Source organism: Nitratireductor sp. OM-1 (assembly GCF_003296175.1).
Classification (GTDB): domain Bacteria; phylum Pseudomonadota; class Alphaproteobacteria; order Rhizobiales; family Rhizobiaceae; genus Nitratireductor; species Nitratireductor aquimarinus.
On the sequence record NZ_CP029208.1, the window covers coordinates 2,110,209 to 2,133,060 of the forward strand.

Sequence of the window (22,852 nt, forward strand, 5' to 3'; positions counted from 1 at the left end):
GGTCTGCGCTCTGCGCGAGGGGCTTCTCAGAGCGCCCCGAACCCACACTGCTGCAATCCTCCGCGCGGCGGCGCTTGGCTGCCTACACGGACCAATGAACGTAAGCGGGAACGCGAGCTACTTCTCAAATCAGATGCCTCGGACCTTTGCATCTAAGCCAGACTACTCTGTTCGCTTCTGGAGAGATCGAGGCATGGAACCTCCAGTCGTTTCCGTCCTCAAGGTGCTTGAGAAGAAGCTGGCGCGCATACCCGATCTGGATACGCCTTCCCCTGGCCGTCTAACAGACATCAAATGCGGTGATGCGCGTTTGGCTGCTTCATATCGCCGGGTGCGAAATGCGACCGTGACGGTCACGTCGCCACCCTACTACGGCATGACGACTTATGTTGAAGACCAGTGGCTCCGGAACTGGTTTCTGGGAGGGCCGGCGGAGATCGACTATGGCAATGACCAGCAGATGAGCCACGCAGGCCAGGACGCATTCATTGCCGATCTCGCAAAGGTGTGGCGGAACGTCCTGAAGGCCTCTGAGGACGAGGCCCGCCTCTATGTCAGGTTCGGGGCTATTCCGTCGGTCAAAAGCGATCCTCGCCGCATTCTCAAGGCGTCTCTCGAAGAAGCGGGCGGCTGGAAACTGATCTCCGTCAGGAATGCCAAAACGTCGGGCGCCGGCAAACGGCAGGCAGACCAAATGGGCCGCGAGTCAGACCCCGCCGATGAATTCGACTTCCACGCCATCCGGGCCTAGTGCCAGCGTATCTCCGCAGCTCGCAAGACCCCCGCGCCATCTTGAATATTGACAGCCAAGCGCTGACCGCAGAATTCTTCCAAGTACGACTTCAGCGCGACCGACGTCTCTGCCGCCTTCTGATCGGTTGGCAGGTGATAGGCCAGCGACTTCGGCATCAACACAACACACTTTGCCTTGGCCCGCGACACCGCAACGTTGGTCCGTTCAAGTTGGAGCAGGAACTGTTCCTCTCCCTCGATGATATCCGTGTCGCCTACACCGTAGGACACGATGATGAGGTTGCGCTCGCCGCCCTGAAAGCGCTCAACAGTGTCGACTGCGCTGAACACCAATTCCGGATCAGCTGACGGGAAGAGTTCCGTGAGCTTGCGGACGACGAGGGCCTTCTGCGCCTTGTGTGGTGTGACAATACCGATCCCGGATTCGAAGAAGGTCTCGTCGGTGAAGGCTTCTCCGCTAGTCCCACTGCCCGTATCGAGGTCTTTGGCCATTGCATGCCGCGCAATAAAAGCAAGCCCCGCCACCAGGCCAGCTTCCAAGTCGTTCGCTTGCGACGATGTCGGGTCATCATGAATGAGCGCCGTGACTCGGCGTTCCGGACGGAGAAGCTCGGCGTATGCCTCGGACTGCGGCAAGGCTGCAGGTAACGTTTTCACCACCTCATCGAGAGAGTTGAGGACTGAAAGATCCTTCTTTGGCGCTGCAGCTAAGAGTTGCGCGGGGTAGCCGAGCGAGCGGGCGTAATCGACTAGATCTTGGTTGGAACGATAGTTCACTAGGAGGGGCTGCTGGCCGATGCCAAACCTTTTGTTGAGATAGGTCTGGATGCTGTCGACAAGGTACTCAGCCCCCTTCGGAGGGTCGAGGTTCTGGATCGGCGGCATTTGCTTGTGGTCGCCGGCGACGATCACCTGAGCGTTAGCCTTCATCGCCGCGAGCGGCTTGATCGCCAGAGTCATCGGGATTTGGGAACTCTCATCGAGCACGATGACATCAAACACCTCGTCTAATGCTGAGCCGCTCTGACCGACAGCCTTTGTGAGCCGCAGCACCATATGAGCGGTCGTCGAGATGATCGTTGTGCGCTGGGGATCTCCGATGCTTGTTTGAATGTCGTCGAGTCCTGCGCCGAAATCTAACGTCACGGCGGTGGCTACGAGGTTGGGGTTGGAGCTCGAAACATCCTTCGGCGTGCGGCTCTTGGAATAAAGCCAGAAGAAGTCTCCTGCCGCGGCAGCGTCCGTCTCCAGATTCCTCAGCAGTCGGCCGGAAAGCTCTTCGACAGTGCGGTAGTTCGGGCCTGTGATGAGGATTTTGCGCGGATCTCCTTCGCGGATTATCGCGTGCAGCATGGCCACGAGAGTGTCTGTTTTGCCCGTGCCGGGCGGACCCCAGATGATCGAAAGCTGTCGTTGCCCGCAAATGCGGACGGCTTCCACCTGACTTTCGTTGAGCGGATAGGCGTTAGCGGTTGTTGCGAAGGCAGCAAGCTTCTCAATTTGCTCATCCGTGCGCAGGAATGCCTTTGCAACCGCATCACCTTCCCACAAGACACGCGCCACCGGTGAGACGGCGCCGGTACCCGTTGGAATCCTTTTTGCCGCGCCATGCCCCATCGCGAGCTTCGCTTCCGCCGACGGCGTGGCGATGCTTGGATCGCCGATTTCGATGAGCACTTCTCTAGTCTGATCGTAGTCATCAAACGGCATGGTCGGCAGGAGGTAGATCGGCTCACTACCGATCGGGATCAAACCGCTGGCCATTACGGCCTGAAACGCCGGGGCGACTTTTCCCCAAGATGGCTCCAATCTCACGGTGATCCGCGCCGCAGCCCGGTCAAAGCTCTCGATCTTCGCCGAGATGACCCGGTGCATGGGCGTATAGTCGTCCAGTCCGACGCCAAGCGTCTTTGCATTCTTAAGAGGGAAGCCCGGGTGGCTGACGACGCCGACCGTGCAGAAATCACCTTCTTCGATCTTTGCCTCGGTCGAATCTGCGCTAACCGCGAACTCGTAGCGATTGCCGCCAAGTTCCTTTGTCACCGCCTCGAGGATGACCGCTTGGTAGGCGGCTTCAAGCCATTCCGGGCGTGCGATAAGGGTGTGCAGCCCTTGGGTCTTGCCGACCGCCGCGGACACGCTTGCCCACCTCTCCCAAAGCTTCGAATCATACGCGACGCCAGTTAGGCCAGACGGGATCGACATCGAGAGCTCTGGAGCGTTCCCCGAGATGCAGTTTTTCAGGTCCATTCGCAGACGGGCTGCGATGCTCGAGAGCGCCCAAGTGTGAGCCTTGAGGGCAATACCGTAGCGTTCGACCGCCTCGAACACGCTGACCGGTCTTCCAAACATTCGGACTGTACCCGTTGGGGACTTCCAAATTTCGAAGATGCGCTCCCGAGGGATGCCATTTCCGAGCGGCTCAACGTAGTAGCTGTCGATTTTTCGCGGTGTGAGGCGGTCGTGATGATACGCCTCTGCGGTCCCGAGAAGCGTGACAGCGAAGCGTTGGGGCAGCCGCACAGAAGCGGTGACGATGTCCTTGATGAAGACGATGTTCGGGCAAATCTGCCCGGCCTTCTCCATCAACTCTTCCGCAGGGAATATCCAAGCCAGTGCTCGCTGAGAGCGACCGGACAACTGAAGAATATCCAGCAGGTGACGACCAAAAGCGTTGCAGAGCTCCGTATATTGCCGAAGTTCCCAGAAGCAGATTTGGGTCCTTAGCGTCCCCATGCCGTGGTCGTCGAAGACCCTCCTTGCGTCGTCGATACACGTCGCGAAGCGTTCAATAAACGAGCTGAGTGCAGCCCATTCAGCCACGGCATTGTCCTTCGCCACCACGAATGCGGCCTCGCCGAGGGGGCGGATGGATTGGTCCTCCCCATCCGCCTTCTGAAATTTGTGTCCAAAGGGCGCAAACAGGGTCCCGCGAAGCGCGACGCCTGTCAGGAAGCCAGATCCAGGATCAAAATTCACAACGATGTCGAACTCTGCACCAAGGTACTTGGCCAGACCACCGACCTTGGAGAACTGATCGACTGTTACATTGCCCGTCGCGATGGACTCGGCGCGCGAGCCGATTTGATCCCGATCTTTCTTGAGGAGAGTGTGGCCGCGGAGAACAGTCGCATTGGGTTGGATGCCGACGAGCTTCCCGACCTCGGGGTGACCGCCATCTTTGAGAACACGGGTTGCTCCCTTACTCAGAGTGGGCATCTTGCAGAGGTGGTCGGAGGACTCGGCGCCCTGAAAACAGTACCTAGTCGGGTCCTTATCGAAGTAGACGTGGTCGTCTGGCGAGAGCCATAACCGGTTTCCAAGCCAATCGCAGGCTCCGCACTTCGGGTTTACATGATAGTCGAGGGCAGCCCATCCCTCCCTATCGCCGGTCGCGATAACTCGAGGGAGATCCTCAACGAAGAACTTTCGGACGCTAGGCATATAGACGAGGTAGTTCACAAGTCCGTCGTCGAGGTCGCTTCGGAGCGCTTGGAGCCGAGCCGTCACCTCGCCTCCGTCCTTCTTCTTCATGATCTCGGTGAAGGCCGGCATCTCCGTGTGCCGCCATAGGAAGATGCGGTCAGAGACGAAGTAGCGGTGTTTGAAAGCTGAGCCCTTTGAATGTAGCCAGTTCGCCAGGAAGATGGCGTACAAGCAGACCTCGGCTGAGTAGCTAGCGTTTGCCTCTGTGATGTTCTTGAGATCGATAACGCTGAGAGGTGTCCGGGGGTCATCGGGTGCAACGAGCAGCCGTGATCCATCAGGTAAAATCTCGTAGTCCGCGTCTTGCCGCGCATCTACGAGCAATATGTCGGGTCGAAGCCCGGACAATTGTGGGATCAGCTTCAGAGATGCGACCGACACGCCCAACGCTGACAGTGCGACGTCTCGAAACTCTTCCGGTTCAATCTCCGGCTGAAGGATAAGCGAAGGGTACGTCGCCTTCGCCAATGCTTCATTGAGATCGATACCTGTACGCCCTGCGCTCTTATGGATGACATGCGCCTGGACGGCATTGAGGAGCAGGTCAAACTGTTCGTATTCAAACTCCCGGCCCGAGTTCGTGATCAATTGCACGCCAGGCCTCGACTTTAGAGGCACCGGAATCCCGGCTGCTTCCAAGGCCGACGGGTTATTCGAAAATAGAGAGAGGTAGAGCTCACGGTCGCAAAGCGTCCGCATGAACATCGAAAACTTGCTTTTCGAGACCATCCGCTTTGGAAGCGCCGTTTTCATCTTCCCTCCGACTTCGTGCCAAGCTCGCTCTTACGCACCACACCGACTCACATCCTAGCTAGATCATACGAATGCATCCCCAACTGCGCCAGCTTGCGGTCACGCGGCCGCCAACTGCTCCGAGTCGGGTTCAGTGCGACAGTCGGAATAAGGGAATGCCGCCTTTCGAGATCGGCTTCGAAACAACGGATTCCCAAAATGAGAGCGCAAAGCCGATGCCAGCCCGCTAAGGCGCTACGTCCGCTTCCAGCGCGAGGCAAAGTTTGCATGAACGTCTGCAATGGGGGCGCATAGCTGTCATTCGTAGAGTTGCCGATTGATCCATCTAAAACTTTGTATTCAAAGGATATTGGGTCCTTAATGTCAGACTTTTGATTCGGCCGTTCTTTCACGAAGAACTTTCTTTGGTTGGGAAAGCCTCATCCCCTGTTAGAAAATTATTCTAATATTTCGCCTGATTTTCTGCGGTTTGCCGGATTTCGCTTTTGAAGGGTCTTAAAAGGGTGTTTGAAGGGTCTTCAAAGCCTGTTTGAAGGCGTGTGCGCAAAGCTGAAACAGTTTTGCTATTTGCGACGCGCATATTGCGGCCCCCGAACCTGCCTGGTTATCGTTCGGTCAGTTCAAGCGTTACCAGTACCTAACAAAACTCGGCTTTCCTGCTCCGCGCGGGACCTATGGAGATTGCCCATGCATTCGCCAAGCGAAGACCTGTGCCCGATCGACAGGCTCACCCCTTACGCCAACAACGCGCGCACCCATTCGAAGAAGCAGATCCGTCAGATCGCCGACAGCATCAAGCGCTTCGGCTTCTGCAATCCGGTCCTCGTGTCCGACGATCACTCCATTATTGCCGGCCACGGCCGGGTGGAGGCGGCCAGGCTGATCGGGATGAAGGAGGTTCCTGTCCGCAGACTGTCGCACCTGTCGCGTGACGAGATCCGCGCCTACATCCTGGCCGACAACAAGCTGGCGGAAAACGCCGGCTGGGATCGCGAACTCCTTTCCATCGAGATGCAGGGCCTGATCGATCTCGATTTCGATATCGAGATCCTCGGCTTCTCAACGACGGAGATCGACCTCGTCCTGGACGGAGAAGTTGATGGCGAGCGGGCCGCTGATCCTCACCTCGATGCGCCGGAACCGATCTCCGATGGGCCTGCCGCTGCCAAGGCAGGGGACATATGGCAGCTCGGGCCGCATCGCCTCCTGTGTGCCGACGCGCGATCGAGCGAAGAGATCGGGCGTCTTTTAGGCGGCGAATGTGCCACGATGGTGTTCACCGACCCGCCCTACAATGTTCCGATCGATGGTCATGTGAGCGGCCTCGGCCGCATCCGGCATCGCGAGTTCGCTCTGGCCTCCGGCGAGATGGACGAGATTGCCTTCACAGAGTTTCTCCGTCAGTCGCTTGCTGCGGCGGGCGACCATCTCAAGGATGGGGCGCTCGCCTATGTGTGCATGGATTGGCGGCATATGCGCGAGTTGCTGGAGGCTGGCCATGCCGTCTTCGATGAGCTGAAGAACCTGTGCGTCTGGAACAAGACCAATGGCGGGATGGGGTCGTTCTACCGCTCCAAGCATGAGCTTGTCTTCGTGTTCAAGAAGGGGAGGGCAGCGCATATCAACAACTTCGGGCTCGGCGACGGAGGGCGCTATCGCACCAATGTCTGGGATTATCCGGGCATCAGTTCGCTCGGCGCAACGCGGGACGAGGAACTGGCCATGCATCCGACCGTCAAGCCGGTCGCCCTGGTTGCCGATGCGATCAGGGACTGTTCCAGGCGAGGGGATATTGTCCTCGACATATTCGGCGGTTCGGGCTCGACGCTAATTGCTGCTGAACAATGCGGCCGTGTTGCCCGGTTGGTCGAGATCGATCCAATCTATTGCGACACGATCATTCGTCGCTTTGAGCGTGTGACAGGTGAGCGCGCCGTTCTGGCGGGCGCTGGTTCGTTCTTCGCTGACGTTGTGGCCGAGCGAGGAGAGACTATCAGTGGATCTGCAAAGGAAGCTTTGGCGGAGGTGCAGCCATGACCCGGCGCAGAAAGGCATCACCGGCCACTTCTTCGGAGACGGAGCTTGTCAGCCTCACCCCGATCCAGCAGACATTGCTGGAGGAAGCCGATCGCCAGATCACCATCCTGAGCGAAGGCCGGGAGCTGAAGACGACGGTTGGCAATGTCGTTATCCGCAAGCTAATGCAGACCGCTGCGAACGGTTCGGCACATGCCCTCGGTCACTCGGTCAAGGCGATCACTGTCGCGCAACAGGTTCGGCAGAACGTGATCAAGGAGGATGTCGCATTCGGCCTGCGCTTCAAGGAGTATCAGCAGAGATTGCTGGACGAGGTCATTAGTCGCGGTGGCGATCCTGAGAGTGTGCTGCCGCATCCCGACGACATCGTGATCGTTGAAGGAACGGGCTATCGGATCGACGGTCCCGCGGATGACGAGCAGTTGTTGGTGCTGAAGGACAATTGCAGGCGTCGCAATGTCCTGATCCTGCAGGCCATACTTGAGGAACGGCTAGCGCCGGCTCCAGCAGACGGCCCGGTTGGCCTCTTCTCCGGTGCCACGCCGCTCGTTCTCGTTCAGATTTTGAATGAGGGATTGCCGGCACGCTATCGTATGTCCGACACCGCCATCATCGTGGCGATGGAGCGCTATCGTCGATTGACGAAACGCGAGCTTCTCAAACATGTGCGCAAAGCCTGGGCAACACTCGGTCAATCCAGACCGCGTGGTTGGATCATGCCGCCCCTCGGCGAGACGCGCCGCCAGATCGAACGATTGATCCCTGAGTGCATGGACCTCTATGCCGATATCAGGACTGGCAAGGTGACGAGTGATCGGAAGATCGTGGAGCGGATCGGAAGGATTGCGCGGCAATAGGCGGGGGACCGCTCGCTGACCTCCGCTGATCTGCGTGAGTGTTCGCCCTTGCCGCTGGACTTCGTCTCGTCGGCAAGCATTGCTGGTCTCCGGTCGGGTGCGGATGTTGCGCTCGACCGCGCCCGCCTCGCGGGCTTCACGCGGTGCAAGGACCGGGATGGCCGGTTCTCAAACCGAGTGGAGACCAGAATGATTGACTCTCAACGCAGAGCAGGCATCCGACGGGCGGTCGTCTCGACCGCAGAGCCGCAACCTGTACCTGCCAAGGTCGTTCGACGGACCAAGAAAGACCAGTTGATCACGCTTCTGTCGAAGCCGAATGGCGCGCGGGCTTCGTTAATTGCCGAGCGGCTTGGTTGGCAGGCGCATACTGTCCGCGCTGCTCTGTCGGGTTTGCGCAAGGACGGCCATCCAGTTGTCATGTCCAAATCTCCAAAGACAGGCGAGACCGTCTACGCGATGGCAGCCAAGTCGAGCGAGCAGGCCGGCGCCTCTGACGCGGTGAGCGCATGACCATGCTCGGAGATGACAATCCTGTATGCGACGTGGCGGCGGTCGAGGCCCTGGAGCGTGAAGACTGCACCGCGCGGTGGAGGCAGTACTTCGGAAAGTCGCCACCAAAATACATATCGCTTCGCTTCATGCGCCGGGCTTTGGCCCACGAGATGCAACTGAGGGTCCATGGCGGGCACGCGGCTGGGATCAAAAAAGCGCTCAATGCCGCTTTGATCGAGGGAGAGCGCAAAGGAAATGCGGCAGTGCGAGCGACGAGCAAACGTCTCGTCGCAACGCGCCCGGGCACGCATCTGGTGCGCGAATGGAATGGCCGTACATATCGGGTGGAGATCCTGGAGCAGGGCTTCCTGTTCGATGGCAAGATCTACGGATCCCTGAGCGGTGTTGCGCTCAGGATCACCGGCACGCGCTGGTCGGGGCCCCGCTTCTTCGGACTGGCAAGCTGATGAAGAGAATCCGCTGCGCCATCTACACGCGTAAATCCTCCGAGGATGGGCTGGAGCAGGAGTTCAACTCCCTCCATGCTCAGCGTGAGGCCTGTGCCGCCTACATTGCCAGCCAGAAGCATGAAGGCTGGGTAGAACTGCCAGGCCACTATGACGATGGCGGCCTGTCCGGCGGCAATATGGACAGGCCGGGGCTGCAGCAGCTGCTGCACGATATCGATGAGGGACTGGTCGACCAGATCGTTGTCTACAAGATCGATCGACTGACCCGCTCATTGACGGACTTTGCCAAGCTGGTCGAGCGCCTGGACGCCGCCCAGGCCTCCTTCGTATCGGTCACGCAATCCTTCAATACGTCAACCAGCATGGGCCGGCTGACGCTGAACGTGCTTCTTTCCTTTGCCCAGTTCGAGCGCGAAGTCACGGCGGAGCGCATTCGCGACAAGATCACGGCATCGAAGAAGAAAGGGCTTTGGATGGGCGGTGCCATCCCGCTTGGCTACACCCCCGATGGTCGGACGCTCAAGATTGCCGAGCAGGAGGCTCGGATCGTTCGGCAACTCTTCGATCTCTATCACGAGCACGGATCGGTTCTCGAGGTAATGCGGGAGGCGGAGCGCATCGGGCTGCGCGCGAAACCACGCTTCAGGAAGGGCAAGGCGAAGTCCCTGGGAAATGATGACTCTTCTCATGCGGACGGAGCGAGCGGCAGATCTGCGGCGGAGACTGATGCGCGAGGCGGCGAGCTAGCGCCCTTCGCACGCAGCCAGATCCACTACATCTTGACCAATCCGGTATATGCCGGTCGCATCCGGCATCATGAGAAAATCCATGCCGGACAGCATCCGGCCATAATCGCACCGGAAGCCTTCGATGCGGTGCAGATGAAGCTGAGTGCTGAGGCCTCACGAAAAAGAAACCGCTCGGGAAGCAAACCGAACACATCGCTTCTCGCCGGCAAACTTCGTGATGAGACCGGCGATCGCCTGACGGCAAGCCATGCCGAGAAGAAGGGAAGGCGATATCGCTACTATGTCTCGAACCGGCTGATCTCGGGCAAGGGGCAAGCTGCCGAAAGCGCGCCCAAAGGCTGGCGGTTACCGGCCAAGGCCTTGGAAGACCAGCTCGGCAAGGTCGTTCTTGCGCATCTGCGGAAACATGTTGCGGCCGATCTGTTGCAGCAGCCGTCAGCCGGTGAGATCGCCGGTATCCTGAGGATCCTCGACTGCGATGATGCGGCAGAGACTCCCCGCCAGGAGCTGGCTCTGATCCTGGATGGCATCGAGCAGGCGACGGTAACTCCAGGGGAGATACAGATCGTGTTGCAGGCAGATACCGTGGCTGCGACTTTGAATGTTCCGGCCGGCAGGCTCAATGCTGAAAGGCTGCGTTTTGCGACCGCCTTCCAGTTCCGCAAGCGCGGCGTCGAGACGAAGCTGGTGATCGCGCATACCGAGAAAAGGGCTGTCGATCAGGTTCTGATCCGCAACATTGCACGCGCGCATCGGTATTGTGATGCGGTCAAGGAAGGTTCGACCATCGATCAGATCGCGACAAGAGAAAACCTCTCCAGAGCACGCATCGTGCAACTGATCGACCTCGCCTTCCTCGCGCCCGATGTCCTGCAGTCCATCATCTGGGGTGAACAGCCGGTCAGGCTGACATCGGAATGGCTGCAGCGCAACGACTTCCCCATCGACTGGCAGGCACAACGCCGCCTCGTCGCGGCACTCTGAAAAACACCATCAATAATGTGGTGGCGCGTCGATAAGCTTCAGGCGCCTCCGATGCACCGGCATCGACCGATGCTTCTTTGATGCACGCGCTAGCAAACTCTCAGCGTCTAATGAGTCTGGTGAGACTGCGGGCCATTCCGGCCTCGGTTTGGGCGAGGAACACTGTCTCCGTCTGCCCGACGGTCGTGCAAGCCGCTGAAATATCGCGCAAAACAGCGCGAGAAAGCAGTGCCTAACAATGTTTGGAAAGGAATGGCTGGGGAACCTGGATTCGAACCAGGACTAACGGAGTCAGAGTCCGTGGGTCTACCGTTAACCTATTCCCCAGCGGGCGGCGGTGGCCGCTTTCGACACGCTATTTAACAAGCTGAATTTCATAGTCAAGGGCACATGCGTATTCAATTTCGGGATTGCGCAATTTTCTTTGTAATCATCGAACAGTGCGTTTCAGGCAAACACCGCTATTGGTGAAATCGACGCCGGCTGATACGTTGGCGGCAACTAAACGAAATAAGCTGCCTGACGCGCCCCCGAGGCTTGCGCGGCGGCGAAGGAATAGCGGTGGAAAACCACGACCACGGCGATGTTTCGCCGGTTGAGAGGGTCGTCCGGGATGCCGCGTCGGATGGGGGATCAACCCTCGGCTTCGACGATCGGTCGGCCGGCCCCTCTGCATGCAGGGATGGTGCGTCTGCATCATCCGGCAGCGCGGATGTGCGCGATGGCGATGAGCCCGTGCGCAAGCGGAAGCGCAGAAAACGGCGGAAACGCCGGGCTTTCGTGCGCGATGCGCAGGAAGGCGTCGCCGCACAGGAAGCGCCCCAGAACGAACCCAAAAAGCCAAAACGCCCGCAACAGGCCCGTCGACGCGAATCATCGCAGGAAAGCCAGCGCGCTTCCTATGCGGCGCTCGATCTGGGCACGAACAATTGCCGGCTTCTCGTGGCAACGCCCACGCGGCCGGGATATTTTCGTGTCGTCGACGCCTTTTCGCGAATCGTTCGCCTGGGCGAGGGGCTTTCGATCGAAGGCCGCCTGAGCGACGCTGCGATGGATCGCGCTGTCTCGGCGCTCAGCGTCTGCGCCGACAAGCTCGGCAATCGCCGGCCCAAGCGCATGCGGCTGATCGCGACGGAAGCCTGTCGCTCGGCGCAGAATGGCGCGGCCTTCATTGAGCGCGTGAAGAAGGAAACCGGGCTCAGGCTCGAAATCATCGACCGGCAGACCGAGGCCCGCCTGGCGGTGGCCGGTTGCAGCACGCTGGTCGAGCGCGGCACGGAAGGCGTGGTCCTGTTCGACATTGGCGGAGGCTCGTCGGAAATCGCGCTGGTGGACATTTCGCGCCACCGCACGCCACGGCTCGCCGATCACATCGTCGCCTGGACATCGTTGCCGGTGGGCGTGGTGTCGCTTGCCGAACGATTTGGCGGACACCATGTGACGCCCGAGAGCTTTGCTGCGATGGTCGATGCGGTGAGCGAGATGCTCGACCGGTTCGATGATGGCGGGCGGCTGGCGCAGGTCGCCGCCGGCGGGCGCTTCCACCTGATCGGCACGTCCGGAACGGTGACGACGCTTGCGGGCGTTCATCTGGGGCTGGCGCGCTATGACCGCCGTCAGGTCGACGGTCTTTGGATGGAGCGGGACAATGTGGACCGCATGATCGACACGCTGCTTTCTTGGGATTTCGAGCAGCGCAAGGCCAATCCCTGCATCGGTGCGGACCGGGCGGATCTGGTGCTTGGCGGCTGCGCGATCCTTGAGGCCATACGCCGCCGCTGGCCCTCGGAACGGCTGAGAGTGGCCGACCGGGGCCTGCGCGAAGGCATGTTGAGTGAAATGATGGCGGCCGATGGCGCTTGGCGTCGCCGGCGGCGGACGGGACGGAGTGCATGACCAAGAAACCGGCAGGCAAGAGCGGTGGCGCACGCGCGCTCAAGACGCGCATCAAGAAGACCAAGCTCAAGAATTCGTCGCGCCGCTGGCTCGAACGCCATCTGAACGATCCCTATGTGCACAAGGCGCAGGCCGAGGGCATGCGTTCGCGCGCGGCCTACAAGCTGACCGAGATCGATGACCGCCACAAGCTCCTGTTTCCGGGCGCGCGGGTCATCGACCTGGGGGCGGCTCCCGGTGGCTGGTGTCAGGTGGCGGCCGAGCGCGTCAACTCGACGCCGGAGAACCCGCTGGTGGTCGGCATCGATTATCTGGGTATGGATGCGGTGCCGGGCGCCATCGTTCTGGAAATGGATTTTCTTGACGATGATGCGCCAGAGCGCCTGATGGAGACGCTTGGCGCAGAGCCGGATCTGGTGATCTCCGACATGGCCGCGCCGACAACCGGGCACCGTCAGACAGACCATTTGCGCACCATGCATCTGTGCGAGACGGCGGCGGATTTCGCCCTGTCAGTGCTCAAGCCCGGCGGCCACTTCCTGTGCAAGGCCTTTCAGGGCGGTGCGGAAACCGGCCTGCTCGATCAGCTGAAGCGCAACTTCAAGTCGGTTCATCATGTGAAGCCGCAGGCCTCGCGGGCGGAATCGGTGGAGCTTTATCTGCTCGCCAAGGGCTTCAAGGGCCGCAAGAAGGAAGAACCCGAAGACGAAGCGTAAGGCGTAAAACGCCTTACTCTGCTGCGGGAGCCGGCGTCGCGGATGCGGCGCTTCTGCGGCGTTTGTGGCCCGACACCCTGCTGCCCGTCTCTGGCGGGAGGCTGAGGAACGGAATGGCCGCCAGTGCTGAAAGACCAGCCACGATCAGGAAGGCGTTGAAGAACGCATCGATGCCCAGAGCGGTGCCGGTGACAAGCGCGGTTGCCTCAAGAATGCCGCCGCCCACGGCCACGCCCATTGCAATGCTCACCTGCTGGAAAGCCGCAGAAAGCGTGGCGGCCTGACTGGCCTCCCGGTCGCCGAGCTCTGAGAATGTGAGCGCATTGGATGACGTGAAGAAGAGCGAGCGCAGAAGGCCTGAAAACACCAGAACCGTGATGATGGTCCAGTGCGATGTCTGCGGCGTGAAGAAGGCGTTGACGCCGATGCTGGCGGCACCCAGCAGGGATGCGGTGACCAAAACGACGCGGAAGCCGCCAAGGCGCAGCGCCGTGCTGGCGATGAACTTCATGGCAATGGCCCCAAAGGCCGAAGCGAAGGTCAAAAGGCCGGACTGGAAGGGCGTGAGCCCGAACACGACCTGGAACATCAGCGGCAGCAGGAACGGCACTGCGCCGACGCCGATGCGGAAGAGCGAGCCGCCAATGATCGACGAGCGGAAGGCGCGGTTGGCGAACAGGCCGAGATTGAGAACCGGATGCGAGGTGCGCCGCGCATGACGCACGTAAAGCACGGCTGCAAGCGCGCCGATGAGCACGGTGCAGACGCCCACAATCGGCGGCAGGGCGGGCAGGCTGATGACCGAAAGGCCGAACACCAGGCCGGAGGCGGCGATGCTTGAGAGCATGAAGCCGATTGTGTCCAGCCGGCCGGTCTCCTGTTTGGGAAACTCCGGCAGCACGCGGCCCGAGACATAGATGCCCAGAAGGCCGATGGGCACATTGATCAGAAAGATCCAGTGCCAGGAAAAATAGGTGGTGATGAAGCCGCCCAGCGGCGGGCCGGCCACGGGGCCGATCAGCGCGGGGGCGGCGAGCCACGCCATGGCGCTGACGAGCTTCTCGCGCGGCACGGCGCGCACCAGCACCAGCCGTGCGACGGGCGTCATCATTGCGCCGCCCATGCCCTGCAGGAAGCGCGCCAGAACGAACGAAGCCAGCGAATTGGAAAAGGCGCAGGCGATGGAGCCGATCACGAACACGCCGATGGCGATGCGGAAGACCCGCTTTGCGCCGTAGCGGTCGGCCATGAAGCCGCTGATGGGAATGAAAATCGCCAGCGAGACGAGATAGCTGGTCAGCGCGAGTTTCAGCGTGACCGGGCTGGTGTCGAGGTCGGCAGCGATGGCCGGCAGCGAGGTGGCGATGACGGTGGAATCCATCTGCTCCATGAAGAGCGCGACGGCGAGTATGAGCGGCAGTGTGCGGTTCAAGGCTTTATGTTCCTGTGCCGGTCTGTCGCGGGAAGGGGCCGCGGAGAGGGGGAATTGTGGGCAGACCGGATCAGCGTTGGAGGCTTTAGCACGGCGCGTGCGGCCTGTCCTGTGGCAGTGACGGAGCTGTGTTGGTGCTGTCATGTCATGTGGACAACAATTGTTACGCTTACAAAGCACCACCTTTTCAAGTCGGCGCTGACGTGGTACCAGCCAGCGCCAATCCTGAAAGGGAATCACACAGACGAGGCCTTGCTTTTGAGTGGCGAGGTCGCGTGTCCTCTTATTCCAAAGGGTCGGCCATGGCTAAAATCATCGAGACTGCAACCGGCGCCGAGGCGCTTACTTTCGACGACGTGCTCCTGCAGCCCGGCCACTCGGAAGTGATGCCCGGCCAGACGGATGTACGCACGCGCATTGCCGGCGACATCGATCTCAACATTCCGATCCTTTCCGCCGCCATGGACACGGTGACGGAAGCGCGCCTCGCCATCGCCATGGCGCAGGCCGGTGGCATCGGCGTCATTCACCGCAACCTCTCGCCCATCGAGCAGGCCGAGGAAGTGCGCCAGGTCAAGAAGTTCGAGTCGGGCATGGTGGTGAACCCCATCACAATCGGCCCTGACGCAACGCTGGCCGAGGCGCAGGCGCTGATGCGCGCGCATGGCATTTCGGGCATTCCGGTTGTCGAGAATGGCGGCGCTGGCGGCCACACAACGGGACGTCTTGCCGGTATCCTGACAAACCGCGACGTGCGTTTCGCTTCCGATCCCGAGCAGCGTGTGCGCGAGCTGATGACGCATCAGGATCTCGTCACCGTGCAGGAAGGCGTGGCGCAGGACGAGGCCAAGCGCCTTCTCCACCAGCACCGCATCGAGAAGCTTCTCGTGGTCGATGACGCCGCCAATTGCGTGGGCCTCATCACCGTCAAGGACATCGAGAAGTCGCAGCTCAATCCGCATGCTTCCAAGGATGCGCAGGGCCGTCTTCGCGCCGCCGCCGCGACCAGCGTTGGCGAGGATGGTTTCGAGCGCGCCGAGCGCCTGATCGATGCCGGCGTCGACCTTCTGGTGATCGACACCGCCCACGGCCACTCCCAGCGCGTGCTCGACGCAGTGGCGCGGGCCAAGAAGCTCTCCAGCAATGTGCGCATCATTGCCGGTAACGTCGCAACCGCCGAAGGCACACAGGCGCTCATCGACGCCGGTGCGGATGGCGTGAAGATCGGCATCGGGCCAGGCTCCATCTGCACCACGCGCATCGTTGCCGGTGTGGGCGTGCCGCAGCTTTCGGCCATCATGTCGGCGGTGGAAGTGGCGGACAAGGCGGGCGTTTCGCTGATCGCCGATGGCGGCATCAAGTTTTCCGGCGATCTCGCCAAGGCGCTTGCCGCCGGTGCATCGGCGGCAATGGTCGGTTCGCTGCTCGCCGGCACGGATGAAAGCCCGGGCGAGGTTTATCTGCACCAGGGCCGTTCCTACAAGGCGTATCGCGGCATGGGTTCGGTTGGCGCGATGGCGCGCGGGTCGGCGGATCGCTACTTCCAGGCGGAAGTGCGCGATACGCTGAAGCTCGTGCCTGAGGGCATCGAAGGCCAGGTGCCCTACAAGGGACCGGCTGGCGGTGTTCTGCACCAGCTCACCGGTGGTCTGAAGGCGGCCATGGGTTATGTCGGCGCGGCCAATCTGGAAGAGTTCCGCCGCAAGGCCACCTTTGTGCGCATCTCCGGTGCGGGACTGCGCGAAAGCCACGCGCATGACGTCACGATCACCCGTGAAAGCCCGAACTATCCGGGCGGCGTGTGAGCGCTTCAGGCATCTTCGATTTTGGAAAAAGGGCCGTTCAGGCCCTTTTTTATTGCGTCAGGCGCGCTCCAGGAATCCTGTTCTTCCCAGAATGCCGGCGAGGATCGCCCCGGTAAGCGGTGCGGCGATGAACAGCCAGAGCTGGTTCATCTCGCGCGCGCCGGCAAACAGGGCGGGGCCGATTGAGCGGGCGGGATTGATGGAGGTGCCCGTCACCGGGATGAGGCACAGGTGAAGGACCGCGAGCGTCAGTCCGATCACCATGCCGGAAAGCGCGGTGCGGTGCTTCTTCGCGGTTACCCCCAGAATGACCGTCACGAAAATGAAGGTGCCGAGCGCTTCAAGCGCGAAGGCGGTGGGTGTGGGGTAAAGTCCGGCGGATTCCCAGCCATTCGCGGCGCGTGAAACGGGAGCGACCGCGTTGTTGCCCTGCGCAATGCCCCAGAGGGCTGCAGCGGCGAGCGTTCCGCCGACAATCTGCGCCAGAATGTAGGGAAGCACGTCGCGGGCCGGCATGCGCCCCGAAAGAAAAACGCCGGCGGTGACTGCCGGGTTCATATGCGCGCCGGAAACGGGGCCGATGGCATAGGCCATGGCAATGACGGCAACGCCGAATGACAGGGCGATGCCGATGCCGCCCAGCGGCAGAAGATTGCCGAATCCCCCGGCGATGATGCTCGCACAGCCCAGAAAGACGAGGCAGAACGTGCCGAAACACTCGGCGGCATAAGCTTTCATGATTCGATCCTTGCAATGTGGGCAACCTTGCAAAGGCTCTGGATTTAGGAGCTGATGGGGAAATCAGGATTCACAGTTCACACAGGGGGAAGACCATGTCCCAGACCGCCATTTTCTGGCCGATGATCGCGCAGGTGGCGCTGGTCTATGCGGTTTATCTGCTGATCGGCATGCGGCGGAAGAAGGCGGTGGAAAGCGGCAGCGCCACGGTCTCGCAGTTTCGCGAAAACCGCGATGAGCCGGCGGAAAGCCTCTATGTGCGCAACAATCTGGCCAATCAGTTCGAGCTGCCGGTGCTCTTTTATGCGGTCTGCCTGGCGCTTTTCGTGACCGGGGGCGCCGGCGTGGCGGCGGTCTCGCTGGCCTGGGTCTTCGTTCTGTCGCGCTGCGGTCATGCTTATGTGCATGTTACGTCGAACAGGATACGCCACCGCCAGCCGCTGTTTGTGCTGGGGTTCTTCGCGCTTGGCGCAATGTGGCTTCTGCTCGCCCTGCGGCTGGCGATCTGAGGTTCAGCCGCGCGCCAGAAGTGCCGTGTGAGCCTGCAGGATCGCCTCGTGCAGGGCCGCGAAATCGGCCTTGCGCGGATTGGACTTTCGGCCAGCCAGGCATATGCTGCGGGAAGGGCCGGGGGCGAGAAACGGCAGCACACTGACGGAGGGCAGGAGCTTTGCCGAAGCGCGCGCCATTTGCGGTATGAGGGTTACGCCCATCCCATGCGACACCATGTGCAAAAGCGTCGTCAGGCTGGTTGCGCCAAAGGTCTCCATGGTGACGGGTTTCACCTTGCCGCAGATTTCCAGCGCCTGTCCGCGCATGCAGTGCCCGTCTTCCAGAAGCATCAGCCGTTCGAGCGCCATGCTCTCCTGCGCCACGGGCGGGGCAAGGCGTTCAGCGTCTTCGCTCGGCACGGCGAGATAGAAGGGGTCGTCAAAAAGCGCTTCGGGCAGCAACCGGTTGTCATTGATGGGCCGCGCCGCGATCATGGCGTCGAGCCTGCCGGTCGCCGTGTCCTCGGCCAGCGTCTCGGTAACCGCCTCGCGCACCTCCAGCCGCAGTTTGGGAAACCGCTGTTTGAGAAGCGGCAGAAGCTCGGGCAGCAGGTAAGGCGCAATTGTGGGGATGACGCCAAGGCGGAAACGGCCTTCGAGCGCCTGGCGCTCGCGCCGGGCCTCGCCCTCCAGTTCCCGGATCTCGGAGAGAATGCGCACCACGCGCGGAAGCAGCGTATGAGCCTCGGCGGTCAGGCGCACGGCCCCGCTGCCGCGTTCGAACAGCTTGAAACCGAGCTGCGCCTCCATTTCGGAAATCTGCGCCGAAAGGGCAGGCTGCGTCACGCCGCAGCTCGTGGCCGCGCGTCCGAAATGAAGCGTTTCGGCCAGTCGCTCGAAATACTGCATCTGTCTGATGGTGAGGCGTATCATAACTTCAGATTATCGCATCGAATATGAAAGACAATTGGAATTTATGAGGCGGCGTGACTACCTTCAATTTGTTCCAAGCCATGCCGCAGTCCAACCGGCAACCGGTCAGGCACCGGAGAGCAAGCAAGGGAGTATCTTTCATGGCAGACAAACCCACGATGACCACGTCCGCTGGCGCCCCCGTCAGCGACAACCAGAATTCCGTGACTGCGGGTGAGCGCGGACCGGTTCTCCTTCAGGACTACCAGCTCATCGAAAAGCTTGCGCACCAGAACCGCGAACGCATTCCCGAGCGCGTGGTGCACGCCAAGGGCTGGGGCGCGCATGGCGTGCTGAAGATCACCGGCGATATTTCGAAATACACCATCGCCAAGGCGCTGCAGCCGGGCGCTAAAACGCCGATGCTGGCGCGTTTCTCCACCGTTGCGGGCGAGGCGGGCGCAGCCGACGCCGAGCGCGACGTGCGCGGCTTTGCACTCAAATTCTACACCGAGGACGGCAATTGGGACCTGGTGGGCAACAACACGCCCGTCTTCTTCGTCCGCGATGCGCTGAAATTCCCCGACTTCATTCACACGCAGAAGCGTCACCCGCGCACCAATCTGCGTTCGCCCACGGCGATGTGGGATTTCTGGTCGCTGTCGCCGGAAAGCCTGCATCAGGTGACCATCCTCATGTCCGACCGCGGCCTGCCGGTGGCGCCGATGTACATGAACGGCTACGGCTCACACACCTATTCGCTGTGGAATGACAAGGGTGAGCGCTTCTGGGTGAAATTCCACTTCAAGACCATGCAGGGCCACAAGCATTACACCAATGCCGAGGCTGAAGACGTGGTCGGCAAGACCCGCGAAAGCTATCAGGAAGCTCTGTTCGGCACGATTGAGCGCGGCGAATTCCCCAAGTGGAAGGTGCAGGTGCAGATCATGCCCGAGGCCGATGCGGAGAAGACCGAGTACAATCCGTTCGATCTCACCAAGGTATGGCCGCACGCGGACTATCCGCCGATCGACATCGGTGTGATGGAGCTGAACCGCAACCCGGACAACTACTTCACCGAGATCGAGAACGCGGCGTTCTCGCCCTCCAACATCGTGCCGGGCATCAGCTACTCGCCGGACAAGATGTTGCAGGCGCGCATCTTCTCCTATGCCGATGCGCACCGTTACCGGCTGGGCACGCATTATGAGACGATCCCGGTAAACCAGCCGAAATGCCCGGTTCACCACTATCACCGTGATGGCGAGATGAACACTTTCGGCGGCATCAAGACCGGCAACCCGGATGCATTCTATGAGCCCAATTCCTTTGGCGGTCCGGTGGAAAGCCCGGCTGCGAAGGAGCCGCCGCTCAGAATTTCAGGCGATGCGGATCGCTACAATCATCGCATCGGCAATGATGATTACGGTCAGCCGCGCGCGCTCTTCAACCTCTTCGACGAGGGCCAGAAAAACCGGCTGTTCTCCAACATCGCCGCCGCCATGGGCGGGGTGCCGGGCGAAATCATCGAGCGCCAGCTCGCGCATTTCGACAAGGTGCATCCCGATTACGGGAACGGTGTGCGCAAGGCGCTGAAGGAAGCGCATGGCTATGAGGCCAATGCGGTTCCGGTGACCGGCAAGACACCGCAGCACGCTGCGGAATAGAAAACCGGCAAAAGGCTCGGATCAGTACCGGGGATAAGTGACGGGCGTGGAGCGATCCACGCCCGTTTCACTTGTGCAAATGGCCTGTACCGGCTAGCTGTTCGCCATTCGGGTAACCGGCAAAGGTAAGACATGCGACTTGGCGGACGGCTGGCTGCGGCCATTGAGATTCTGGACGATATCGACCGGCGATACAGGCCGGCAGCGGATGCGCTGAGAGACTGGGGACTGTCCCACCGTTTCGCTGGCTCCAAGGATCGCGCCGCCATCGGCAACATCGTTTACGATGCGCTGCGCCGCAAACGCTCTGCCGGCTGGATTTTTCAGGAAGAAACGCCACGCGCGCTGGCCTTCGGCGCTCTGCTCTTGCAGGGCGAGTGCACGCCGGACATGCTCAACGCCGCGCTGGCTGAAGACAGTTTCGCGCCGCCGCCGCTTTCCAGCGACGAAATTGCCCGCATTGCGGATCATCCGCTTGATGCAGCACCCGATGGCGTGCGTGCGGAAAGCCCTGAATGGTGCGAGCCGCTTCTGAAGCGCACCTGGGGCGATGACTGGGTGGCGGAAGCCGCAGCGCTTTCGGAACGCCCGCCGCTCGACATGCGAACCAACACGCTCCGGGCGACGCGCGATCAGGTCGCAAAGGCGCTTGCCAGCGCCGGTGCGCTGCCCTGCGATCTCGCGCCTCAGGGCCTGCGCGTCCCGGCCATCGAAGGGCAGGGGCGGCATCCCAACGTGCAGTCCGAACAGGCTTTCCGCGATGGCTGGTTCGAAGTGCAGGACGAGGGGTCACAGATCGTCGCAGAGCTGACGGATGCGACGCCGGGCATGCAGGTGCTCGATTTCTGCGCCGGCGCGGGCGGCAAGTCGCTCGCCATGTCCGCAGCCATGGGCAATACCGGCCAGATCCACGCATTCGATGCAGACAGGAAACGGCTTGCCCCCATCATCGACCGGCTGAAGCGGGCAGGGTGCCGCAATGTGCAGGCGGTGGCGGATGATGCTGCCCTTGCGCCCTTCGAGGGACGGCTCGACCTGGTCGTGGTCGATGCGCCCTGCACCGGGGCCGGCACCTGGCGGCGCAGGCCCGACGCCAAATGGCGGCTGGGCGAGAAACAGCTGGAACAGCGTCAGGCCGAGCAGGCCGAAATTCTCGCCAAGGCCGCGCGTTTCGTGCGTCCCGGCGGTCGTCTCGCCTACATTACATGCTCGGTTTTTGCCGAAGAGAACGAAGATCAGGTCCGCGCCTTCATCAAGGCAAATCCGGCGTTTCGCCCGGTGGACCATGAGGCGCTCTGGGAAAGGCACTTCCCCGGCAAGGCGGCCAGGGCAAGAATAGACCAGGCGACCGGCATCGCGCTTTCGCCCCACCGCACTGCAACGGACGGTTTCCACTTCGCCGCTCTGGAGCGCGTCTGAGAGAGGCCGGAACCGCGGCACAGGAGGTCTGCTTATGAACGGGACCAATCCCAACGAGACCAATCCCACGGATGTCGAAGCGCGGGTGCGCGCAAGCTTTGCCCGCCAGAAGATGATGCAGACCATCGGCGCGGAGCTGACGCTCGTGACGCCGGGCATTGTCGAGATCGAGATGCCTCATGCCGAAGGGCTGACCCAGCAGCACGGCTTTCTGCATGCGGGCGTGATTTCGACAGCGCTCGATTCTGCCTGCGGTTATGCCGCCTTTTCGCTGATGCCGGTGGATGCTGCGGTGCTGACCATCGAATTCAAGGTCAATCTGCTTGCGCCGGGGCGCGGAGAGCGCTTTCTGTTTCGCGGCGAGGTCACCAAGCCCGGCCGCACCATCATTGTCGCTGACGGCCAGGCCTATGCCTATTCTTCTGAAGGAGACGCCAAGTTGATCGCCACCATGACCGGAACCATGATGACCATCGTCGGACGGGAAGGGCTGGAAGGATGACGCGGGCTCCCTTGGAACCGGCCACCCTCTCCGGCAAGCGCGTTCTCTTCGTGATGGCGGCGGATGCCGAATATGGCCCGCATCTCAAGAAGCGCTTCACACCGCTGATGACCGGCATCGGCCCGGTCGAGGCCGGTGTTGTTCTGGGCGCCGAGCTTGCGCTGCTTGACGCGGAAGGGCAGTTGCCCGACCTGCTCGTGTCGCTTGGCTCGGCCGGCAGCCGCTCGCTGGAGCAGACCGAGGTGTATCAGGCGACCGCCGTGTCCTACCGCGACATGGATGCCTCGCCGCTCGGTTTCGAGAAGGGCGTGACGCCGTTCCTCGATCATCCGGCGGTCATGCCCCTGCCGCATCGCATTCCCGGCATTCGCGAGGCAACGCTCTCGACCGGCGCGAATATCGTTTCGGGCGCGGCCTATGACGCCATCGACGCCGAGATGGTGGACATGGAGACGTTTGCGGCGCTGCGCGCCTGCCAGCGCTTCGGTCTCGGTCTGGTGGCGCTGCGCGGCATCTCCGATGGCGCTGCCGAACTGCAGCACGTGGCCGACTGGACGGAGTATCTGCACGTCATCGACGAGAAGCTCGCATCGGCCGTGGATCAGTTGGAAGAAGCCCTCGCCAAGGGGCTTTTGTGATGGCGCGCTGCATGATTTTCAGTAAAAACAGACCAGCCGCTTCAGGCCCGGA

General features: G+C 61.3%; 18 protein-coding genes and 1 tRNA gene. 14 read left to right on the forward strand and 5 right to left on the reverse strand.

The annotated features are described in order from the left end of the window. The first annotated feature begins 193 nt into the window (after window positions 1-193). Window positions 194-751 (forward strand): hypothetical protein, encoded by a 558-nt coding sequence (locus tag DEJ54_RS23485; RefSeq protein WP_245447476.1) that lies wholly within the window; start codon window positions 194-196, stop codon window positions 749-751. Here the strand turns inward: DEJ54_RS23485 and DEJ54_RS09960 are convergent. Continuing rightward, window positions 748-4,992: an ATP-binding protein gene (locus DEJ54_RS09960; RefSeq protein ID WP_113154426.1), complete on the reverse strand. Its 4,245-nt coding sequence runs from the start codon at window positions 4,990-4,992 to the stop codon at window positions 748-750. The genes DEJ54_RS23485 and DEJ54_RS09960 overlap by 4 nt on opposite strands. 687 nt (window positions 4,993-5,679) lie before the next feature. On the opposite strand from DEJ54_RS09960, the gene DEJ54_RS09965 reads away from it, so the two are divergent. The 5 genes from DEJ54_RS09965 to DEJ54_RS09985 all read left to right on the forward strand — a co-directional run bounded on the left by DEJ54_RS09965 (window position 5,680) and on the right by DEJ54_RS09985 (window position 10,584). After that, window positions 5,680-7,029: a DNA methyltransferase gene (locus DEJ54_RS09965; RefSeq protein ID WP_113154427.1), complete on the forward strand. Its 1,350-nt coding sequence runs from the start codon at window positions 5,680-5,682 to the stop codon at window positions 7,027-7,029. After that, window positions 7,026-7,886 (forward strand): hypothetical protein, encoded by an 861-nt coding sequence (locus DEJ54_RS09970; RefSeq protein WP_113154428.1) that lies wholly within the window; start codon window positions 7,026-7,028, stop codon window positions 7,884-7,886. Before DEJ54_RS09965 ends, DEJ54_RS09970 begins: the two co-directional genes overlap by 4 nt. A 189-nt stretch (window positions 7,887-8,075) precedes the next feature. After that, entirely contained in the window at window positions 8,076-8,399 is a 324-nt protein-coding gene (locus DEJ54_RS09975) for a DUF3489 domain-containing protein (RefSeq protein WP_245447478.1), read from the forward strand. Next, entirely contained in the window at window positions 8,396-8,848 is a 453-nt protein-coding gene (locus DEJ54_RS09980) for a DUF2924 domain-containing protein (RefSeq protein ID WP_113154429.1), read from the forward strand. Before DEJ54_RS09975 ends, DEJ54_RS09980 begins: the two co-directional genes overlap by 4 nt. Then, window positions 8,848-10,584 carry a recombinase family protein gene (locus tag DEJ54_RS09985; RefSeq protein WP_113154430.1) on the forward strand — a complete coding sequence of 579 codons (1,737 nt, stop codon included), beginning with the start codon at window positions 8,848-8,850 and terminating at the stop codon, window positions 10,582-10,584. The genes DEJ54_RS09980 and DEJ54_RS09985 overlap by 1 nt, the downstream gene beginning before the upstream one ends. Before the next feature lie 253 nt (window positions 10,585-10,837). Here DEJ54_RS09985 and DEJ54_RS09990 read toward each other — a convergent pair. Further along, window positions 10,838-10,911: transfer RNA gene (locus tag DEJ54_RS09990), tRNA-Gln, on the reverse strand. Between the two features lie 234 nt (window positions 10,912-11,145). Here DEJ54_RS09990 and DEJ54_RS09995 point away from each other — a divergent pair. After that, the gene (locus tag DEJ54_RS09995) at window positions 11,146-12,480 is read left to right on the forward strand and encodes a Ppx/GppA phosphatase family protein (protein WP_113154431.1); all 1,335 of its coding nucleotides are present in this window, start codon (window positions 11,146-11,148) and stop codon (window positions 12,478-12,480) included. Continuing rightward, on the forward strand, window positions 12,477-13,196 hold the full coding sequence (locus tag DEJ54_RS10000) for an RlmE family RNA methyltransferase (protein WP_113154432.1): 720 nt from the start codon (window positions 12,477-12,479) through the stop codon (window positions 13,194-13,196). Before DEJ54_RS09995 ends, DEJ54_RS10000 begins: the two co-directional genes overlap by 4 nt. Window positions 13,197-13,209: 13 nt before the next feature. Here the strand turns inward: DEJ54_RS10000 and DEJ54_RS10005 are convergent, their stop codons facing one another. After that, complete coding sequence (locus DEJ54_RS10005; protein ID WP_113154433.1) at window positions 13,210-14,628, reverse strand: DHA2 family efflux MFS transporter permease subunit; 1,419 nt, start codon at window positions 14,626-14,628, stop codon at window positions 13,210-13,212. Between the two features lie 302 nt (window positions 14,629-14,930). On the opposite strand from DEJ54_RS10005, the gene guaB reads away from it, so the two are divergent. Continuing rightward, window positions 14,931-16,433, forward strand: coding sequence for an IMP dehydrogenase (gene guaB, locus DEJ54_RS10010; RefSeq protein WP_113154434.1), 1,503 nt, complete (start codon window positions 14,931-14,933; stop codon window positions 16,431-16,433). A gap of 57 nt (window positions 16,434-16,490) precedes the next feature. On the opposite strand, the gene DEJ54_RS10015 is transcribed toward guaB, so the two are convergent. Continuing rightward, window positions 16,491-17,171, reverse strand: a complete 681-nt coding sequence (locus DEJ54_RS10015; RefSeq protein ID WP_113154435.1) for an aquaporin — start codon at window positions 17,169-17,171, stop codon at window positions 16,491-16,493. 95 nt (window positions 17,172-17,266) lie between these two features. On the opposite strand from DEJ54_RS10015, the gene DEJ54_RS10020 reads away from it, so the two are divergent. Beyond that, window positions 17,267-17,680, forward strand: coding sequence for an MAPEG family protein (locus DEJ54_RS10020; RefSeq protein WP_113154436.1), 414 nt, complete (start codon window positions 17,267-17,269; stop codon window positions 17,678-17,680). A gap of 3 nt (window positions 17,681-17,683) precedes the next feature. Here the strand turns inward: DEJ54_RS10020 and DEJ54_RS10025 are convergent, their stop codons facing one another. Continuing rightward, complete coding sequence (locus tag DEJ54_RS10025) at window positions 17,684-18,595, reverse strand: hydrogen peroxide-inducible genes activator (RefSeq protein WP_113154437.1); 912 nt, start codon at window positions 18,593-18,595, stop codon at window positions 17,684-17,686. 140 nt (window positions 18,596-18,735) lie between these two features. Between DEJ54_RS10025 and katA the strand changes: the two genes are divergently transcribed. The 4 genes from katA to DEJ54_RS10045 all read left to right on the forward strand — a co-directional run bounded on the left by katA (window position 18,736) and on the right by DEJ54_RS10045 (window position 22,800). Then, window positions 18,736-20,241 (forward strand): catalase KatA, encoded by a 1,506-nt coding sequence (gene katA, locus DEJ54_RS10030; RefSeq protein WP_113154438.1) that lies wholly within the window; start codon window positions 18,736-18,738, stop codon window positions 20,239-20,241. A 132-nt stretch (window positions 20,242-20,373) separates the two neighbouring features. Further along, window positions 20,374-21,660 (forward strand): RsmB/NOP family class I SAM-dependent RNA methyltransferase, encoded by a 1,287-nt coding sequence (locus DEJ54_RS10035; protein ID WP_113154439.1) that lies wholly within the window; start codon window positions 20,374-20,376, stop codon window positions 21,658-21,660. 34 nt (window positions 21,661-21,694) lie between these two features. Further along, window positions 21,695-22,162, forward strand: a complete 468-nt coding sequence (locus DEJ54_RS10040) for a PaaI family thioesterase (protein WP_113154440.1) — start codon at window positions 21,695-21,697, stop codon at window positions 22,160-22,162. Continuing rightward, window positions 22,159-22,800, forward strand: coding sequence for a 5'-methylthioadenosine/S-adenosylhomocysteine nucleosidase (locus DEJ54_RS10045; RefSeq protein WP_113154441.1), 642 nt, complete (start codon window positions 22,159-22,161; stop codon window positions 22,798-22,800). Before DEJ54_RS10040 ends, DEJ54_RS10045 begins: the two co-directional genes overlap by 4 nt. Window positions 22,801-22,852 lie beyond the last annotated feature (52 nt).

Coding starts and splice junctions, on each gene's coding strand:
- DEJ54_RS10045 (WP_113154441.1), top strand. CDS start 22,159: ATGACGCGGGCTCCCTTGGAACCGGCCACCCTCTCCGGCAAGCGCGTT.
- DEJ54_RS10000 (WP_113154432.1), top strand. CDS start 12,477: ATGACCAAGAAACCGGCAGGCAAGAGCGGTGGCGCACGCGCGCTCAAG.
- DEJ54_RS23485 (WP_245447476.1), top strand. CDS start 194: ATGGAACCTCCAGTCGTTTCCGTCCTCAAGGTGCTTGAGAAGAAGCTG.
- DEJ54_RS10015 (WP_113154435.1), bottom strand. CDS start 17,171: ATGAAAGCTTATGCCGCCGAGTGTTTCGGCACGTTCTGCCTCGTCTTT.
- DEJ54_RS09985 (WP_113154430.1), top strand. CDS start 8,848: ATGAAGAGAATCCGCTGCGCCATCTACACGCGTAAATCCTCCGAGGAT.
- DEJ54_RS10035 (WP_113154439.1), top strand. CDS start 20,374: ATGCGACTTGGCGGACGGCTGGCTGCGGCCATTGAGATTCTGGACGAT.
- DEJ54_RS09980 (WP_113154429.1), top strand. CDS start 8,396: ATGACCATGCTCGGAGATGACAATCCTGTATGCGACGTGGCGGCGGTC.
- DEJ54_RS09960 (WP_113154426.1), bottom strand. CDS start 4,992: ATGAAAACGGCGCTTCCAAAGCGGATGGTCTCGAAAAGCAAGTTTTCG.
- DEJ54_RS10025 (WP_113154437.1), bottom strand. CDS start 18,595: ATGATACGCCTCACCATCAGACAGATGCAGTATTTCGAGCGACTGGCC.
- katA (WP_113154438.1), top strand. CDS start 18,736: ATGGCAGACAAACCCACGATGACCACGTCCGCTGGCGCCCCCGTCAGC.
- guaB (WP_113154434.1), top strand. CDS start 14,931: ATGGCTAAAATCATCGAGACTGCAACCGGCGCCGAGGCGCTTACTTTC.
- DEJ54_RS10040 (WP_113154440.1), top strand. CDS start 21,695: ATGAACGGGACCAATCCCAACGAGACCAATCCCACGGATGTCGAAGCG.
- DEJ54_RS09970 (WP_113154428.1), top strand. CDS start 7,026: ATGACCCGGCGCAGAAAGGCATCACCGGCCACTTCTTCGGAGACGGAG.
- DEJ54_RS10020 (WP_113154436.1), top strand. CDS start 17,267: ATGTCCCAGACCGCCATTTTCTGGCCGATGATCGCGCAGGTGGCGCTG.
- DEJ54_RS09975 (WP_245447478.1), top strand. CDS start 8,076: ATGATTGACTCTCAACGCAGAGCAGGCATCCGACGGGCGGTCGTCTCG.
- DEJ54_RS09965 (WP_113154427.1), top strand. CDS start 5,680: ATGCATTCGCCAAGCGAAGACCTGTGCCCGATCGACAGGCTCACCCCT.